The following is a 16532-nucleotide window of genomic DNA, read 5'->3' on the forward strand; positions in this document are numbered from 1 at the left end:
GATCATGACCATGTCAGCCCAGACCCCTCCCTTGGCCGACAGCCGCGATGACGGCTGTTCCGCGCCGGTTGCACTGTCACTCGGTACGCGGCGGGTCTTTTCCATTCCTGGCCGCAAGCCCCGCGCCGATAAAGCGCCCACCCCGCAAAAAATGCACGCACCGGCGGCGGCAAGATCGGCTTCCCTGCTGCATGTTCTCGTTTCGCTGTTCTGGTTGCCACAGGCGGGTCTGCTTGCCTTTTCCGTCGGAAAAATTGCTGATGGTGCGCCAATGATGGCGCTCATGCCGCCGGCTGCCGCCATTTTTCTTCTCGGTATCCTCAAGGCCCTTCTGGAAAAAACCGCAGCGCGCATGTCGTTCCGTATGGCGCGGGCGGCTCTTTCGCAGCGGCGGCTGGAAGCGCTCCACGCCCTGGCCAGGGTCTCCCCGCTCGACCTCTCGCGAACGGCTTCCGGTGAGGTGGCAGCTGTCGTCGCCGAAACGTCGGAAGCACTGGTGCCCTATCTTTCCCGTTTTCACCCGGCAAGGATGAAGGCAACGATCGTTCCCGTGGCATATGCCCTCGTCATCCTTCCGTTCAGCTGGATCGCGGCGCTGGTGCTTTTGCTTGCCATGCCGACCATTCCGCTGTTCATGGCTTTGATTGGCTGGCAGGCCAAGGCCGCCAGTGAAAAGCAGCTTGTTGAGGCCGGCAATATGAACGCTTTCCTGCTCGACCGGCTGCGCGGGCTGGAAACGATTCGCGCGCTGGAGGCGGTCGATCTAACGGCCACACGCCTGAGCGCCGATGCGCAGAATCTCAAGAAGAGAACGATGGCGGTGCTCAGGATCGCCTTTCTCTCATCGGCAGTGCTTGAGCTTTTCGCGGCGCTCGGCGTCGCCATGACGGCCGTTTACATCGGTTTCCATCTGCTCGGCTTTCTCGATTTCGGCGCGTGGGGTCAGAAACTGACGCTTGCCGAAGGTCTTTTCATCTTGCTTCTCGCGCCGGCATTTTTCGAGCCTCTGCGGGAATTGTCCGCCGTCTGGCACGACCGGGCGGCCGGCGAGGCTGCGCTCGGAGCGCTCGACAATCTGGCGAAGGGTGGGTCGGCTATTGCAGGCACGGGCAAGGACGCGCCGGACGTGACAGTTGCGACGCCGGCAACCGTGGATATGCATGACCTGACCTTCGCCTATCCCGGTGCATCGCCCGTGCTTCGAAATTTCGATTTCAATGTCCGGGCGGGTGAAACAGTGGCACTTCTCGGACCCTCCGGTTGCGGCAAATCCACGGTGCTCTCCCTTGTTGCCGGGCTCGCCAAGGCCCAGGGCGGCACGATAAAAATCGGCGGCACCGTACTCGACGATGAGACGGCGGACATACTGCGCAAATCCATCGGGTGGATTGGCCAGAAGCCGTTTTTCACAGCCGGCTCGCTGGAGGCGAACATTCGCTTCGGCCGGGCCGGCATCACGCGGAGCATGGTTGACATGGCGCTCGAAAGCACCGGCCTCGATCAATTGTCGTCTTCCCGCGGGCATCTGCCGGTGGGAGATGGCGGCCATGGCATTTCCGGCGGTGAAGCGGTGCGGCTCGCCATTGCCCGTGCCTTCGCCGACCCCGCCGCACGGCTCATTCTGGCCGATGAGCCGACAGCGCATCTCGACCGCGAGACGGCCGAACTCGTTACGGAAAACCTGCTGCAACTGGCAAAGGGAAGGACGTTGATCGTCGCGACCCACGATCCGGTGCTGGCCGCGCGCATGGACAGGGTCGTGGATATGGCGGCGGTGAGATCGGGAGATCCCTCATGATGTCGCGCTTCGCCATATTGAAACCCGTTATCGCCCTCTTCTGGTCGGCACGGAGCGGCATGTTGCTGGCCGGTGCGGTTCTGGCGGCGACCACAGTGCTGGCAGGCATCGGTCTGCTTGGCATATCCGGCTGGTTTATCACGGCCACCGCCATTGCCGGCCTGCTTCCGGCGACAGCTTATGCTTTCGACGTTTTTGCACCTTCAGCCGCCATTCGCCTTCTCGCGCTGGCCCGCACCGCCGCGCGGTATGGTGAGCGCATGACGACCCACGAGGCCACGCTTTCCATCCTCGCGGCACTTCGGGAAAAGCTGTTTCGCGGTTTTGCCGCGCCGCAGGCGGCGAAAAATCTCCAGGCAAGGCCGGCGCGCCTTTTGAACCGGCTGACAGCGGATATCGATGCGCTGGATTCACTCTACCTGCGTGTGCTGCTTCCCGCGGCCGTCGCGGTCCTTGCGGCGATCGCAACCGGCATCGGGCTTGCTTTCATTGATCCGCTTGCCGGTCTTCTGGCTGCATCGTTTCTTGTCGCTTCCGGCCTCGGTATTGCGGTGCGTGCAGCTTTGCGGGCGGAGAAATTCTCGCGCCGAAGGGCGGTCGGTCTGGAGGCGCTACGCGCTCGCGCGGCGGATCTTGTCGGCGGGCAGGCGGAACTGCTCGTGGCCGGCCGGCTTGCCTCACAGGTCGAGGCGGTGAAACGGGCCGATGATTATCTGCTCGATTGCGATGAAGCTTTGAACCGCATTGAGACGAATGCCGGGTTTTCCTTCGGCGTTGCAACGGCGGTACTTTTGAGCGCGACGCTTCTCGGCGTGGCCTGGCTGGCGGAGCAGGAAAAGCTCGGTGCGCCCGCCGCGGCGCTTGGCCTGCTGGTCTGTCTGGCGGCCCTGGAGCCGTTCACGGCGCTGCGCCGTGGGGCGATGGAACTGGGACGAACGCTTTTTTCCGCACGCCGCATTGCACCACGACTCGCGCCTGCAGCTGCGTTGCACTGTCCGCCCCTGCCGGCTGGCGGCATTGCGGCCGAGCTTCATGGCGTGCGCCTCGAACGTGAAGGCAACGTAGTGCTGACGGATATCGAGCTTGAGATCTGCGCCGGAGAAAGGCTTGCGATCGTCGGTCCAAGCGGCGCGGGCAAGACAAGCCTCATCCAGCTGCTGGCGGGCGAATTGCAGCCGTCGGCAGGCACGGTCAGCGCGCTGCCGTCCAGCCCTATGACACAGAGAAGCCAGATCTTCCGCGACAGCATCGCCGACAATCTAAGGCTGGCAAATCCTGCCGCGACCGAGAGCCAGTTGTGGGAGGTCCTCACGGCGGCGGGCCTTGCCGAACACGTCAAGGCCATGCCGGGCCGACTGGAGGCGAGGCTTGGCGAAGCGGGACAGGGGCTTTCCGGCGGCCAGTCGCGCCGGCTTGCGCTGGCCCGCTTCCTGCTCACCGACAAGCCCCTCTGGCTTCTCGACGAGGTGACGGAAGGGCTGGACGGCGAGACCGCCCGCGACGTGCTTGCCCGCCTGTTTGCCTCGGCGGAGGGCAGGACCGTCGTGGTCATCACCCATAATCGCCGCGAGGCGGAATTCGCAGACCGCATCGTCGTGCTGAAAGAGGGGCGTCAATTTGATGAATGTCAAAGCGGCACTCCGGAATACGGCGTAGTGCTGAACACATTGCGCCCGGACTGAGATTTTTTTGAGAGCCGGCGTCGTCTTACAAATGGAAGGCCGGCCTTCCGGAAAAGGTGGATAAGACCATGGAACTCGACATAGTGGCGCTGTCGCGCCTGCAATTTGCGGTGACGGCTCTCTATCACTTTCTGTTCGTTCCCCTGACGATCGGACTGTCGGTGGTGATCGCCATCATGGAAACGGTCTATGTCATGACCGGCCGCACAATCTGGCGGCAGATGACGAAATTCTGGGGCACCCTGTTCGGTATCAATTTCGTGCTGGGCGTCTCCACGGGCATCGTCATGGAATTCCAGTTCGGTATGAACTGGAGTTACTACAGCCATTATGTCGGCGATATCTTCGGTGCGCCGTTGGCGATCGAGGGCATGATGGCCTTCTTCCTGGAAGCCACCTTCGTCGGTCTGTTCTTTTTCGGCTGGGATAAACTGTCGAAGCTCGGCCATCTCGTCGCGACATGGTGTGTGGCGCTCGGCTCCAATTTCTCAGCGCTTTGGATATTGATCGCCAATGGCTGGATGCAGAACCCCACGGGCTCCGCCTTCAATCCCCAGACCATGCGCATGGAAGTAACTGACTTCTTTGAAGTCCTGTTCAACCCGGTGGCGCAGGCGAAGTTCGTTCACACGGTTTCCGCCGGTTATGTCACGGCATCCATCTTCGTGCTCGGCGTTTCCGCCTGGTATGTGCTGAAAGGCCGCCATGTCGATCTTGCCAAACGCTCGATGACGGTTGCTGCCTCATTCGGCCTGGCGTCCGCGCTGTCCGTCGTCGTGCTGGGTGATGAAAGCGGTTATCTTTCGACCGAACACCAGAAGATGAAGCTCGCCTCCATCGAAGCCATGTGGGAGACGGAGCCTGCGCCGGCCCCGTTCACCGCCATCGGCTTTCCGGATCAGGAATCGCGCGAGACACATTTTGCCGTGAAGATCCCGTGGGTCATGGGCCTCATCGGCACGCGCTCGCTCGATACGGAAATTCCCGGTATCAACGATCTCGTGGAGCAGGCCAAAACCCGCATCCGCGACGGCATCAAGGCCTATGATGCCCTGATGCAGATTCGCGCCACCGGCAAGGGCGCCGAATTGCCGGAAGAGGTGCGCGGCACCTTCGCGGAACTCGGCCATGAGCTCGGTTACGCCCTGCTGCTGAAACGCTACGTGGACGATCCTCGTCAGGCGAGCGAAGAGCAGATCGCCAAGGCGGCGGCGGATACCATCCCGCATGTGCCGACGCTCTTCTGGTCGTTCCGCATCATGGTTGGTCTCGGCATGTTCTTCATCCTTCTGACCGCGACCTTCTTCTATCTTTCGGCCCGCCGCCGGCTGGATCATTACCCGTTGCTGCTGAAGGTGGCGGTATTCGCCATTCCGCTGCCATGGATCGCGGCGGAAATGGGCTGGGTCGTGGCCGAGTTCGGCCGCCAGCCATGGATCATCGAGGGCGTGTTGCCGACCGCAGCCGCCGTCTCCAGTCTCAGCGCGTCCACGGTCCTCATCACGCTCCTGTGCTTCATCGCCATCTACACGGTACTTTTCATCGTCGAGATGGGCCTGATGTTGAAAGCGATCCGCAAGGGCCCCGATCCGGACCATCAGCCGGAAGCGCCGCTCGTTCCTGAAAAACTCGTCGCTGCGGAGTAAACGATCATGATATTGCACCAACTCATCGACTACGAAATCCTCCGCATCATCTGGTGGCTGCTGCTTGGCGTGGTGCTGATCGGTTTTGCCGTGACCGGCGGTTTCGATCTCGGCACCGGCGCGCTGTTGCCCTTCGTGGCGAAAACGGATGTGGAGCGGCGTGTCGTCATCAATTCCATCGGCCCGGTCTGGGAGGGTAATCAGGTCTGGCTCATCCTCGGTGGCGGAGCGATCTTCGCGGCCTGGCCGCCGCTTTATGCGGTGTCATTCTCGGGGTTCTATCTGGCGATGTTCGCCACCCTGTTTGCACTGATCCTGCGGCCGGTCGGTTTCAAATATCGGTCCAAGCGCGAGAGTACCGCATGGCGCACCGGCTGGGACTGGGCGCTCTTCATCGGCGGCTTCGTTCCTTCGCTTATCTTCGGCGTGGCGATCGGCAACGTACTGCAGGGTGTTCCCTTCCACCTCAATGACGATCTCAGGATTTTCTATGACGGGACAACGCTGTTTGAACTTCTGAACCCCTACGCCATTCTCTGCGGGCTTGTATCCGTCGCCATGCTGGTCATGCATGGCGCCGCATGGCTGGTACTGAAAACGGATGGTCCGGTGGCGGCCCGCGCCCGCAGTTTCGGCTCCGTCGCCGCACTTGCCACCACCGTTCTCTTCGCGCTTGGCGGCGTTCTTCTGTGGTTTGGTATCGATGGTTATCGCTTCACCTCGGAAGTCGTGACCGATGGGCCGTCCAATCCCTTGTCAAAGACGGTGGAGATTGCAACCGGGGTCTGGTTCTCCAATTATGCAGCGCATCCATGGATGATGCTGGCGCCGGCCCTCGGCCTTCTTTTTCCGCTCGTCGCATTGCTGTTGTTGACGCTGCGCCGGGAGGTGATGGCGCTGCTTGCCAGTTCGCTCGCAATCTTCGGCATCATCTCGACAGTGGGGCTCACGATGTTTCCTTTCATCCTTCCGTCTTCGGTCGATCCGAAATCGAGCCTGACGGTATGGGACGCGTCCTCCAGCCATATGACGCTGTTCATCATGCTGGTCGTCGCCCTCATCTTCATCCCGATCATCGTCGCTTACACCTCGTGGGTCTATCGGGTGCTGTGGGGCAAGGTGGATGAAAAGGCGATCCGCGATGACAGCGGTCATGCTTATTGATCAAGAAAGAAGGAGATCGAACATGTGGTACTTCGCCTGGCTGCTCGGCCTGCCTCTCGCCGCCATCTTCGCCGTCATGAATGCGATGTGGTATGAGTTGATGGAAGAAAACGCGAAAAAGGCCGAAGCCAAGCTGCATAGATAGCGGTTTGATGTGCGTGACACAAAAGGGGCGGCATCCAAACCGGATGCCGCCCCTTTTTTAACGCCGGTGCCTGCTAGGCGCTGCTTCAGTGGATAGCAATACCGCGCTTGTCCGCTTCTTCCTTGATAATGTCTTCGACGATGGTTCGCTTCAGACCCGGATCTCCCAAAAGGTAATCGTCGGCGATTTCGAAGATCGATTTCGGGTTCTCCGTTCCCTGCAGGGTGTCGAGATCGCGACCGATCTGCTCCCTCAAGCTGGAATAGTCGTCCATGGCGGCCTCCCGTTTATCGGTTCAGTCCAGAAGTTCGGCCGGAACCTTGCCGCCGTTTTCGGAGAGTTTCTTGATGACGGCCTTGTGCAGCCAGATGTTCATGGTCGCCGAATCCGAGGTATCGCCGGTGTAACCGAGTTCGCTGGCGAGTTCCTTTCGGGCGGTCAGGCTGCTGTCGAGGTCGAGGGCTTTGAGAAGGTCGACGATGGAGTGCTTCCAGTCCAGCTTCTGGCCGTTTTTCTTAACCGCCGCATCCAGGATGGACGCTACATCGACGTTGCCGGTTGAAGCCGGTGCCGCCGTTGTCGGTGCAGGTGAAGCCGGTGCGGCAGGGGCCGCTGCAGTTGTGCTGGCAGTGCCCGTCGGCGTGCCGGCCGGAGCCGAAGTCTGTGGGGCGGCTTCCGCCTTGCCGAAAATCGCGTTCTTGATCTTGTCGAAAAAGCTCATTCTGTCCTCCCCTTAGCGCCGAAATGCACGCCCGACGGCAATAAGAATGCAGGCGCCGATGAAACCGGCAATGAGATAGCCAATCCAGCCGCCGAGCGAAACGCCCACCAGTCCCAGAAGGAAATTGGCGACGATGGCACCGACAATGCCGAGGATAATGTTCATGAAAACACCCATATTGCTTTTCATGAACTGTTCGGCGAGCCAACCAGCTACACCGCCAATGATGATTGCTGCAATCCAGCCAACTTGTGCGTCTTCCATAACAGGCCTTTCCTTTCTAAGAGAGGTCAAAAGGCATATGGACCCGCTTTGTGCGCACGTCCCCCCGCCTTGAATCGACCCCAGGCGGGATAATAACGATGGCGCGGAAAATTTGTTCCGTGCCGCGTGCAGGCTTCAATTTTTGCTCTCGAAATCCAGTCCGATATCCAGAACTGGCGCGCTGTGGGTCAGCCAGCCGATGGAGATGAGGTCGACGCCCGTGGCGGCGATGGCCGCAGCCGTCTGTGGAGTGATGCGCCCGGACGCTTCGGTAATGGCACGACCGGCGACAATTTTCACCGCTTCGCGCAGCTGTTCAGGCGTCATATTGTCGAGAAGAACCGCATCGACACCTTCATCCATCGCCTCGCGCAACTGTGAAAGCGTGTCCACCTCGACTTCTATCTTGACGAGATGGCCGACACCCTTTTTTGCACGGCGGATCGCGTCACGCACGCTGCCCGCCACGGCGATGTGGTTGTCCTTGATGAGAACAGCGTCATAGAGTGCAAAACGGTGGTTCATGCCGCCGCCGGCGCGCACGGCGTATTTTTCCAGTGCCCGGAGGCCTGGTGTGGTCTTGCGGGTGCAGGCGACCGAAGCATTGGTCCCGGCGATGGCCGCGACGATCTTAGCCGTGACGGAGGCGATACCCGACAGGTGGCCGAGGAAATTCAAAGCCGTACGCTCTGCCGTCAAAAGCCCGCGTGAAGGCCCCCTGATCGTTGCGACGGTGTCGCCCGGTGCGACGGAAGCTCCATCCTGCACGTTCCGCTCTATCGTGATGGCCGGGTCCACGAGCTGGAAGGCCAGTTCCGCAGCATCAAGCCCGGCGACGACACCCTCTTCGCGTGCCGCCATGACGACGACCGACCGGTGATCGGCGGGAATGACGGCGGTAGAAGTGACGTCGCCAGCAAGGCCCAGGTCTTCCAGAAGGGCGTTACGGACCAGCGGTTCGATGATGAGGCGGGGCAGGGGGGCAAGGGTCATGTCAGGCGGTCCGTGCGAAGCTGGAAGAGGAGGGGCTGGTCGAGGAAAGGGCATGGGCAAGGTCAATCACCTCTGCCATGCTCAGGCGACGCCTCGTCGCCGTCGCATCCTTCCCAGGAAAATCATCGCGGAAATGCGCTCCGCGCGATTCCGTCCGCAAGGCGGCAAAAACAGCGATCGCCAGACCCACGAGGGCGGGATCGGATGCCGGGCCCTTTCCCTCCACGAGCGGCAGTAAATCCCGGATCGCCTCGGTTAGACCCGCCGCATGTCTGACGATACCGAGATGTCGGGATATGATGGCGCGGACGGTGGCGGGATCGGCGGCAGGATTGTCCACCGTGCGGGTTGCAGAAGCGGTGGTACTCGGCCGTGCGAACGAGGGCTGGGTGGCGATATCCTGCGCCGCACGCATACCCATTGCGGCAGCTTCCAGCAGGGAATTGCTGGCCAGCCGGTTGGCGCCGTGAAGCCCCGTGCAGGCGGCCTCGCCGGCGACCCACAGGCCCGGCACCGAACTTCGGCCTCTGCCGTCCGTGGCAATGCCGCCCATATGATAGTGCACGGCAGGGCGCACGGGCACCAGTTCACGGGCCGGATCTATTCCAGCCTCCCGGCAGAGCAGGTCGATTGCAGGAAACCGGGCGGAAAAGCCGGAGCCAAGGGCCTTGCGGGCGTCAAGAAACACCCTGCCGCCGCGCAGGATTTCACGATCTATCGCGCGTGCGACGACGTCGCGGGAGGCGAGTTCCGCGCCGGGAACAGGGGCCATGAACCTTTCACCGCTTTCGTTGAGGAGAAGTGCGCCTTCGCCCCGCACTGCCTCGCTGACCAGCGCCAGCGGCCGCCGCGCTGAAGAAAGCGCCGTCGGATGGAACTGTACGAATTCCATGTCGGCAAGAATTGCGCCGGCGCGGGCGGCCAGCATGATGCCCTGTCCGAAATTGCCGGAAGGATTGGTCGTGGCCTCGTAGAGGCCGCCGAGGCCGCCGGTGGCGAGAATCACCCGCGTTGCCGGCAGAACGAAGCCGCCTTTCGGTCCGGCGCAGGCGAGGCCCGCAATCGCGCCGTCCTGTGTCAGCAGCCGGCGCACTTCGGTGCCTTCAAGAACCGTGATCGACGGTGTGCGCAGAACGGCGGCGGCGAGAGCCCTGACGATGGCCGCGCCCGAACCGTCGCCCTCGGCGTGCAGGATGCGCCTTCGGCTGTGGGCGGCCTCCAGCCCGAAGATGGGCCTGCCATCGGCGTCCCGGTCGAAGCGCGCCCCGCCCTGCTCCAGCGCCTCGATGACAGCAGGGGCGGCGGAAACGATATCGGCGGCCATTTCCGCATCGCAGAGACCGTCTCCAGCGGCGAGCGTATCGGCAAGATGCAGCGCGACGCTGTCATCGGGACCGAGGCTTGCGGCAATGCCGCCCTGCGCCCAGGCGCTCGACGTTTCGCCGCCAAGCGCACCACGTGTCAGAAGCAGCACGGGCTGCGGCGCAAGTGTCAGCGCCGCCATCAGGCCGGCAATGCCGTTGCCGACGATGGCCGTCCAGTCCTGCTGCGGCAAGCGCTCGCTCATACTTCCAGCATCCTTTCCACCGCGCGACGGGCGGCAGCGGCGATGGCCGGATCGACAGTCACTTCGTGGCGGTTTTCCTCAAGGGCTGTGCGAATATTGCCGAGCGTGATGCGTTTCATGTGCGGGCAGAGATTGCACGGGCGGATAAATTCGACGTCCGGGTGATGCACGGCGACATTGTCGCTCATCGAGCACTCCGTCAGAAGCACCACGCGGGCGGGGCGCTCACGACCGACATAGTCGGACATCACGGCGGTAGAGCCGGAAAAATCCGCGGCCTCGACAACCTCAGGCGGACATTCGGGATGCGCCAGTACGATCACGCCGGGATGGCTTTCCCGCAGCTCCCTGATGTCATCGGCGGTGAAAAGCTCGTGTACTTCGCAATGGCCGCGCCAGGCGATCAGTTCGACATTGGTTTCCATGGCCACGTTCTTCGCCAGATATTCATCCGGCAGCATCAAGACGCGCGGCACGCCGAGCGATTCCACCACCTGGCGGGCATTACCCGACGTGCAGCAGATATCGGACGCCGCCTTCACTGCGGCGGACGTGTTCACATAGGTCACAACAGGCACGCCGGGATAGGCCTTTCGCAGGAGGGTGATATCCTCCGGCGTGATGGAATCGGCAAGCGAACAGCCGGCAGCCACATCCGGAATGAGCACGGTCTTTCCCGGATTGAGCAGCTTCGCCGTCTCGGCCATGAAATGCACGCCGGCGAGAACGATGACATCCGCCTCCACCTCCATCGCCTTTCGGGCAAGGGCAAGGCTGTCGCCGACGATATCGGCGACACCATGAAATATTTCAGGTGTCTGGTAATTATGGGCGAGGATGACGGCATTACGCTTGCGCTTCAACTCAAGGATCGCCTCCACATCGTCCTGGAAACCCATCCATTCGGCCTTGGGAATGACGCGGGCGACGCGGTCGTAAAGGCTTGCGGCGGAAATCTGCTCGTTCACGATGCTCTCCCATTTATGCTCGTTTTGAGTATATCTAGAACGAAGAGATATTCTCATTATGAGCATATGTCAATTGCGGGAGAGCGGCAGTTTCGTTCCGGAAAGGGCGCGTTCATCGAGGACGGTCTGGCGGAAGCGGAAAAGCTTTGCCGGTCGTCCGCCGGTTTCCGTGGCCATGTCGCCGGTTTCTTCCACCAGTTGCTGCTGTTCGATCAGCCGGCGAAAATTCTGCTTGTGCAGCGTCAGCCCGGCCAACGCCTCGACGGCGCGCTGCAATTGCAGCAGCGTGAAGGTATCGGCCATCAGTTCGAATACCACCGGCCGGTATTTGATTTTCGCCCTCAACCGGGCAATTCCGGTGGCGAGGATGCGGCGGTGATCGGCGAACATCGGCCTTCCGAAATTGATCCGGGGTTCGGCCTGTGCTTCCTCAACTAGCCCCGCCTCATACAGCAGCTCATAGCGCTGAAGGGTGAGTTCCTCGTTCCAGCCGCCGCCGTCGAGGCCGAAGGTAAAATCGGCCCGCAAGTGGCGCTGGTTTTTACAAGATGGGTCGGAATCCGCCCATCCCCGCAGCTTCTCGATGATGCTGGCGAGAACCGCGGGGCGTCCTTGGCGATGGTCTTCCCACGGGAAATAATCGTACCACCCGTGCCAGAAAGGACGTTTGCCGTCCATCGCCTCCTGTTCGCGGACAAGTCCCAGATAGCCGATGGAGATGGTTCTGCCGCCCGGAATATCGTTGTTTCGGTCGCGGTCGGCGAAGGTGTAGAGCTGCTCGAGATAACCGACGGGATGATGCGTCTGCTCGTGAATCCATTCCCGCAAGCCGCTTTGAAGCGTCCTGTGACCGAATTCGAAGGGTCCCGAAGGAAGCGCCGCCCCCGCCCGAACGGTCATCACGCGCGGTTCATCTCCGGTAATGGCGGTGACGACGGCAATGAGTTCGGCATGGGCAAGCCCGATGGTCACGGCGGCTCCTGTGATCTGTGGCGGCAAGGTCCACCTTCTTTGGCACAGGAAGATCGCTTCGCCAACATGGCGGCCGAAATGGCCTGTCGATAAGCGACCGGCCAAAAAAGATACTATATCAGACAAAAGAATGAATTCTTGTGGTTAGCCGTTTATCGTCCATTATGGTAGAGACCCGCCACAAGCATCTCAGACTGTTGAAGGCCGATGTTGAAGAACATATCTCTCGAAGAGACACTTGTGGGTTACTACACTTGGAACATTGGGCAAAATCTGGTTTATCTGGATGCCGTGGCCGCGCGCCTGCGGGAGGTTCGTCCGGAAAAGGCCGCCCGCGGTATCCCGGTAGAGGATTTTATTGCGCAAATCGAAAGCGGCTCCCGGGCGCGTGTGGCTGAAGCGGTCTATAATTCGCTGACGAACGGCGTGTTTTACGATCAGGAATACCGTATCCAGCTCACCTCTGGTGGTTTTCGCTGGCTGCGGACAACAGGACGCGTGATCCTCGACAGCGATCGGCTTCCGATCATGGCCATGGGCACGGTCAGGGATATCAGCGCAGGCAAGCTTCTATTGATGTGATGGGCTGCCGTGGCCTCTCGCAAGGGAACGTCAGGCCGATGTTATTTTGTTCATTGTTTTTGATGTTGCGGTGACATGGTCCGGCAGGTCGCAATTTTGCTGTTTCAGATCGTCCTGGTCATAGGCGTCGCCATAGCCGGCATGCGTATTGCCTCGCTTGTCAATGGCGAGACTGCCTCCGCCTCGGCAGGACTTGCGCCCAACACCGAACAGCTGTGGACCACCTCGCCCGTACGGGTTGACCCCATCCGGCAGGAATACGAGCGCGTTCCGACCCCGCCGGATCCCCTCCCGCTGAAGATGCATGCCGACCAGCGCCTTCGCGTTATCTCCAGCAGCCGCTTCACCTTCAAAAACGAGGAGTTCCGCCTAGCAGGCGTGGAGGAGGTGGAGAGAAACCGTGTCTGCACCACCCCGGACGGCCGCCGTTATGCCTGCGGCCTCAATGCCTTCAAAGCGCTGGAGAACCTTTTGCGCGGCAGATATGTCGAATGTCGCGTGGTGGAGGAGAGCGGTGCGCTCCGTTCTCTGGAATGCCGTATCAACGGACAGGATGTGCGGGCGTTATTGCGATAGATGGCCGCGTGAGGTGGGACTGAAGGTCGCACGATCCAGATTTTACTGACGTGATGAATTTTGTCTTGGGAAATTTGGTGGAGCTAAGCGGGATCGAACCGCTGACCTCTTGCATGCCATGCAAGCGCTCTCCCAGCTGAGCTATAGCCCCATAAGGGTTCCGGCATTTCTTCCGGTTCCGGGAACCGAAGCGGTAGTTGTTCCGTTCGGTGGCGGCTTACTACTGCGGCTTTCCGACGAGTGCAAGCATAAAAAACGGCCCGGCGTCATTTTTTTGTCGTCGGGCCGAATTGTCGAATAAAATCAAGCTTCTTCGTCGTCGCCCGATACGCCGATGATACCGGACATGTCGTCGTCGTCATCTTCGTCGTCGGTTTCCAGGAAGGTGTCGTCATCGTCGTCGATTTCGACGTCATCGTCGTCGCCGAGATCAGGGATATCGTCGCCGCTGTTGTCGCCGTCGGCATCTTCCAGCGACACGAGTTCGACTTCCGTGTTTTCGGTATCGACTTCCGCTACATCCTCTTCTTCAGCCTGCTCGAGCTTTGCCTGAGCTGTGCTTTCCTCGAAGAAGGAGAGCGGCCAGGACTTGCCGGTGTAAGGAGAAACGACCGGATCGCGGTTCAGATCGTAGAACTTCTTGCCGGTATCGGGGTCTGTGCGCTTGGTACCAAGTTCCGCTTTTGCCACTGTCTAAGCCTCAAATTGTCGAATGAGTTTCGGTGTGTACGCCGTAAAACCGGCATAGACGGTAAAATTTATAGCCGGTCCCCTTAATCGTTGCGCTCTTTCGTGTCAAAGACAAACTTCGGGTGCCTCCTGCCTTGGCGCAACCCCTGTGCGGGAATGCTGATATAAATCGTAAGGCGTGTCGCACTCTATTATATGAATAACAGATGCACAGGCGGAAAGCTTAATGACCTTCACGATCGCCATAGACGGGCCGGCTGCGGCGGGCAAGGGAACCCTGTCGCGAAAGATCGCGGAAGCCTACGGTTTTCATCATCTCGATACCGGGCTGACCTACAGGGCGACAGCGAAGGCGCTTCTGGACGCGGGTCTGCCGCTGGATGACGAGGCCGTGGCGGAGAAGGTCGCCCTGGAGGTCGATCTTGCGGGGCTCGACCGCTCCGTCCTGTCCCGGCACGATATTGGCGAAGCCGCGTCGAGGATTGCGGTGATGACACCGGTGAGGCGCGCGCTCGTGATGGCGCAGCAGCGTTTTGCCTTGAGGGAGCCGGGTACGGTTCTCGATGGCCGCGATATCGGCACGGTAGTATGCCCGGATGCGCCAGTGAAGCTATATGTCACCGCCTCTGCCGACGTGCGGGCGCGCCGGCGCTACGATGAGATTCTGGCCAATGGCGGCACCGCGGATTATGATGCCATTTTCGCCGAGGTGAAAAAACGCGACGAGCGCGACATGGGCCGCGCCGACAGCCCGTTGAAACCCGCTGAAGACGCGCACTTGCTAGATACGTCGGAAATGAGTATAGAGGCGGCGTTTCAGGCCGCGCGCACGATCATCGACGCCGCTCTGAAGAGATAGGTTTTTCGCGGAACGGCTTCCTGCCGTCTGCGTTTAGTCAGGAATTGCCCGAAGACATGTCCTTGCGCCGGAAAGCCTTTTGAAAAGGCGGGCATGGGGTCGGGTATCAACAACACTAGCCCACCGGCGCTTTTGTATTCGCCATTGCGCGGATGCAATCAGGAGATTTCATGTCAGTATCTACCCCCACGCGCGAAGATTTCGCAGCGCTTCTCGAAGAATCCTTTGCCTCCAACGATCTTGCCGAAGGCTATGTTGCCAAGGGTATCGTAACGGCAATCGAGAAGGACGTTGCCATCGTCGACGTCGGCCTCAAGGTTGAAGGCCGCGTACCGTTGAAGGAATTCGGCGCGAAGTCCAAGGACGGCACGCTGAAGGTCGGCGACGAAGTCGAAGTTTACGTCGAGCGCATTGAAAACGCTCTCGGCGAAGCCGTTCTGTCGCGCGAGAAGGCTCGCCGCGAAGAAAGCTGGGTCAAGCTCGAAGCCAAGTTCGAAGCTGGCGAGCGCGTCGAAGGCGTCATCTTCAACCAGGTCAAGGGTGGTTTCACCGTCGATCTGGATGGCGCTGTTGCGTTCCTGCCGCGTTCGCAGGTCGACATTCGTCCGATCCGCGACGTTACCCCGCTGATGCACAACCCGCAGCCCTTCGAAATTCTCAAGATGGACAAGCGTCGCGGCAACATCGTTGTTTCGCGTCGTACGGTTCTCGAAGAGTCGCGTGCCGAGCAGCGTTCTGAAATCGTTCAGAACCTCGAAGAAGGCCAGGTTGTTGACGGCGTCGTCAAGAACATCACCGATTACGGTGCGTTCGTTGACCTCGGCGGCATCGACGGTCTGCTGCACGTCACCGACATGGCATGGCGCCGCGTCAACCATCCTTCGGAAATCCTCAACATTGGCCAGCAGGTCAAGGTTCAGATCATCCGCATCAACCAGGAAACCCACCGTATCTCGCTCGGCATGAAGCAGCTCGAGTCGGATCCGTGGGATGGCATCTCCGCCAAGTACCCGGTTGGCAAGAAGATCTCCGGTACGGTCACGAACATCACCGACTACGGTGCATTCGTTGAGCTGGAGCCGGGCATCGAAGGCCTGATCCACATTTCCGAAATGTCCTGGACCAAGAAGAACGTACACCCCGGCAAGATCCTGTCCACGAGCCAGGAAGTTGACGTTGTCGTTCTCGAAGTCGATCCGTCGAAGCGCCGTATCTCGCTCGGTCTCAAGCAGACGCTTGAAAACCCGTGGCAGGCATTCGCTTACAGCCATCCGGCTGGCACGGAAGTCGAAGGCGAAGTCAAGAACAAGACCGAATTCGGCCTGTTCATTGGCCTCGAAGGCGATGTCGACGGCATGGTTCACCTGTCGGACCTCGACTGGAACCGTCCGGGTGAGCAGGTCATCGAAGAGTACAACAAGGGTGACGTCGTTAAGGCTGTCGTTCTCGACGTTGACGTTGAGAAGGAACGCATCTCGCTCGGCATCAAGCAGCTCGGCAAGGACGCTGTCGGCGAAGCCGCTTCTTCCGGCGACCTGCGCAAGAACGCAGTCGTTTCCGCTGAAGTCACCGCGGTCAACGATGGCGGTATCGAAGTGAAGCTCGTCAACCACGAAGACCTCACCTCGTTCATCCGTCGCGCTGATCTTTCCCGTGACCGTGACGAGCAGCGCCCTGAGCGCTTCTCCGTTGGCCAGGTTGTCGACGCCCGCGTCGTCAACTTCTCGAAGAAGGACCGCAAGGTCATGCTTTCGATCAAGGCTCTGGAAATCGCTGAAGAGAAGGAAGCCGTCGCACAGTTCGGTTCGTCCGACTCGGGCGCTTCGCTCGGCGACATCCTCGGCGCGGCTCTGAAGAACCGCGGCGAATAATCGTCCAGATCGTTGAAATGAAGAACCCGCCGGA

17 protein-coding genes and 1 tRNA gene are annotated in these 16532 nt (G+C 60.5%); 9 read left to right on the forward strand and 9 right to left on the reverse strand.

Annotation, left to right across the window (positions count from 1 at the left end):
* Nucleotides 1-10 precede the first annotated feature (10 nt).
* From cydD to cydX, 5 genes are all read left to right on the forward strand, one after another.
* Nucleotides 11-1798, forward strand: a complete 1788-nt coding sequence (gene cydD, locus ACZ47E_RS14975; RefSeq protein WP_416359431.1) for a thiol reductant ABC exporter subunit CydD — start codon at nt 11-13, stop codon at nt 1796-1798.
* A complete protein-coding gene (locus ACZ47E_RS14980) occupies nt 1795-3480 on the forward strand; it encodes an amino acid ABC transporter ATP-binding/permease protein (protein WP_278067692.1) in 1686 nt (561 codons plus the stop codon). The genes cydD and ACZ47E_RS14980 overlap by 4 nt, the downstream gene beginning before the upstream one ends.
* Nucleotides 3481-3548: 68 nt before the next feature.
* On the forward strand, nt 3549-5126 hold the full coding sequence (locus tag ACZ47E_RS14985) for a cytochrome ubiquinol oxidase subunit I (RefSeq protein WP_006698090.1): 1578 nt from the start codon (nt 3549-3551) through the stop codon (nt 5124-5126).
* A 6-nt stretch (nt 5127-5132) separates the two neighbouring features.
* Nucleotides 5133-6290, forward strand: a complete 1158-nt coding sequence (cydB, locus tag ACZ47E_RS14990) for a cytochrome d ubiquinol oxidase subunit II (protein ID WP_278067690.1) — start codon at nt 5133-5135, stop codon at nt 6288-6290.
* Nucleotides 6291-6312: 22 nt separating this feature from the next.
* On the forward strand, nt 6313-6435 hold the full coding sequence (cydX, locus tag ACZ47E_RS14995; protein ID WP_278067689.1) for a cytochrome bd-I oxidase subunit CydX: 123 nt from the start codon (nt 6313-6315) through the stop codon (nt 6433-6435).
* An 85-nt stretch (nt 6436-6520) separates the two neighbouring features.
* Here the strand turns inward: cydX and ACZ47E_RS15000 are convergent, their stop codons facing one another.
* From ACZ47E_RS15000 to ACZ47E_RS15030, 7 genes are all read right to left on the reverse strand, one after another.
* Nucleotides 6521-6709, reverse strand: a complete 189-nt coding sequence (locus ACZ47E_RS15000) for a hypothetical protein (protein ID WP_004437805.1) — start codon at nt 6707-6709, stop codon at nt 6521-6523.
* A 21-nt stretch (nt 6710-6730) separates the two neighbouring features.
* The gene (locus tag ACZ47E_RS15005; protein WP_004437809.1) at nt 6731-7156 is read right to left on the reverse strand and encodes a DUF3597 domain-containing protein; all 426 of its coding nucleotides are present in this window, start codon (nt 7154-7156) and stop codon (nt 6731-6733) included.
* Nucleotides 7157-7168: 12 nt separating this feature from the next.
* Entirely contained in the window at nt 7169-7420 is a 252-nt protein-coding gene (locus ACZ47E_RS15010) for a GlsB/YeaQ/YmgE family stress response membrane protein (protein ID WP_004437812.1), read from the reverse strand.
* A gap of 135 nt (nt 7421-7555) precedes the next feature.
* Entirely contained in the window at nt 7556-8413 is an 858-nt protein-coding gene (nadC, locus tag ACZ47E_RS15015) for a carboxylating nicotinate-nucleotide diphosphorylase (protein ID WP_044459454.1), read from the reverse strand.
* Nucleotide 8414: 1 nt separating this feature from the next.
* Nucleotides 8415-9980, reverse strand: coding sequence for an L-aspartate oxidase (locus tag ACZ47E_RS15020; protein ID WP_278067688.1), 1566 nt, complete (start codon nt 9978-9980; stop codon nt 8415-8417).
* Nucleotides 9977-10948: a quinolinate synthase NadA gene (gene nadA, locus ACZ47E_RS15025; RefSeq protein WP_278067687.1), complete on the reverse strand. Its 972-nt coding sequence runs from the start codon at nt 10946-10948 to the stop codon at nt 9977-9979. The genes ACZ47E_RS15020 and nadA overlap by 4 nt, the downstream gene beginning before the upstream one ends.
* 69 nt (nt 10949-11017) lie before the next feature.
* The gene (locus ACZ47E_RS15030; protein WP_278067686.1) at nt 11018-11920 is read right to left on the reverse strand and encodes an NUDIX hydrolase; all 903 of its coding nucleotides are present in this window, start codon (nt 11918-11920) and stop codon (nt 11018-11020) included.
* Between the two features lie 207 nt (nt 11921-12127).
* On the opposite strand from ACZ47E_RS15030, the gene ACZ47E_RS15035 reads away from it, so the two are divergent.
* A complete protein-coding gene (locus tag ACZ47E_RS15035) occupies nt 12128-12502 on the forward strand; it encodes a PAS domain-containing protein (protein ID WP_006698082.1) in 375 nt (124 codons plus the stop codon).
* Nucleotides 12503-12577: 75 nt separating this feature from the next.
* Nucleotides 12578-13078, forward strand: coding sequence for a thermonuclease family protein (locus ACZ47E_RS15040; RefSeq protein WP_278067685.1), 501 nt, complete (start codon nt 12578-12580; stop codon nt 13076-13078).
* A gap of 75 nt (nt 13079-13153) precedes the next feature.
* Here the strand turns inward: ACZ47E_RS15040 and ACZ47E_RS15045 are convergent.
* Together ACZ47E_RS15045 and ACZ47E_RS15050 are read right to left on the reverse strand one after the other, a co-directional pair.
* Nucleotides 13154-13229, reverse strand: a tRNA-Ala gene (locus ACZ47E_RS15045).
* Between the two features lie 152 nt (nt 13230-13381).
* Nucleotides 13382-13768: a TIGR02300 family protein gene (locus tag ACZ47E_RS15050; protein WP_004437826.1), complete on the reverse strand. Its 387-nt coding sequence runs from the start codon at nt 13766-13768 to the stop codon at nt 13382-13384.
* Between the two features lie 226 nt (nt 13769-13994).
* Here ACZ47E_RS15050 and cmk point away from each other — a divergent pair, with 226 nt between their 5' ends.
* Complete coding sequence (gene cmk / locus ACZ47E_RS15055) at nt 13995-14627, forward strand: (d)CMP kinase (RefSeq protein WP_004437829.1); 633 nt, start codon at nt 13995-13997, stop codon at nt 14625-14627.
* A 170-nt stretch (nt 14628-14797) separates the two neighbouring features.
* The gene (rpsA, locus tag ACZ47E_RS15060) at nt 14798-16498 is read left to right on the forward strand and encodes a 30S ribosomal protein S1 (protein WP_004437832.1); all 1701 of its coding nucleotides are present in this window, start codon (nt 14798-14800) and stop codon (nt 16496-16498) included.
* Nucleotides 16499-16532 lie beyond the last annotated feature (34 nt).

The sequence above is a fragment of the Agrobacterium sp. 5Ca39 genome (assembly GCF_055382365.1).

What these genes read in the sequence shown, in the direction of transcription:
- ACZ47E_RS15035 (WP_006698082.1), top strand. Translation starts at nt 12,128, where the DNA reads ATGTTGAAGAACATATCTCTCGAAGAGACACTTGTGGGTTACTACACT.
- ACZ47E_RS15000 (WP_004437805.1), bottom strand. Translation starts at nt 6,709, where the DNA reads ATGGACGACTATTCCAGCTTGAGGGAGCAGATCGGTCGCGATCTCGAC.
- ACZ47E_RS15005 (WP_004437809.1), bottom strand. Translation starts at nt 7,156, where the DNA reads ATGAGCTTTTTCGACAAGATCAAGAACGCGATTTTCGGCAAGGCGGAA.
- cmk (WP_004437829.1), top strand. Translation starts at nt 13,995, where the DNA reads ATGACCTTCACGATCGCCATAGACGGGCCGGCTGCGGCGGGCAAGGGA.
- ACZ47E_RS15010 (WP_004437812.1), bottom strand. Translation starts at nt 7,420, where the DNA reads ATGGAAGACGCACAAGTTGGCTGGATTGCAGCAATCATCATTGGCGGT.
- nadC (WP_044459454.1), bottom strand. Translation starts at nt 8,413, where the DNA reads ATGACCCTTGCCCCCCTGCCCCGCCTCATCATCGAACCGCTGGTCCGT.
- cydX (WP_278067689.1), top strand. Translation starts at nt 6,313, where the DNA reads ATGTGGTACTTCGCCTGGCTGCTCGGCCTGCCTCTCGCCGCCATCTTC.
- cydD (WP_416359431.1), top strand. Translation starts at nt 11, where the DNA reads ATGTCAGCCCAGACCCCTCCCTTGGCCGACAGCCGCGATGACGGCTGT.
- ACZ47E_RS15020 (WP_278067688.1), bottom strand. Translation starts at nt 9,980, where the DNA reads ATGAGCGAGCGCTTGCCGCAGCAGGACTGGACGGCCATCGTCGGCAAC.
- cydB (WP_278067690.1), top strand. Translation starts at nt 5,133, where the DNA reads ATGATATTGCACCAACTCATCGACTACGAAATCCTCCGCATCATCTGG.
- ACZ47E_RS15040 (WP_278067685.1), top strand. Translation starts at nt 12,578, where the DNA reads ATGGTCCGGCAGGTCGCAATTTTGCTGTTTCAGATCGTCCTGGTCATA.
- rpsA (WP_004437832.1), top strand. Translation starts at nt 14,798, where the DNA reads ATGTCAGTATCTACCCCCACGCGCGAAGATTTCGCAGCGCTTCTCGAA.
- ACZ47E_RS14980 (WP_278067692.1), top strand. Translation starts at nt 1,795, where the DNA reads ATGATGTCGCGCTTCGCCATATTGAAACCCGTTATCGCCCTCTTCTGG.
- ACZ47E_RS14985 (WP_006698090.1), top strand. Translation starts at nt 3,549, where the DNA reads ATGGAACTCGACATAGTGGCGCTGTCGCGCCTGCAATTTGCGGTGACG.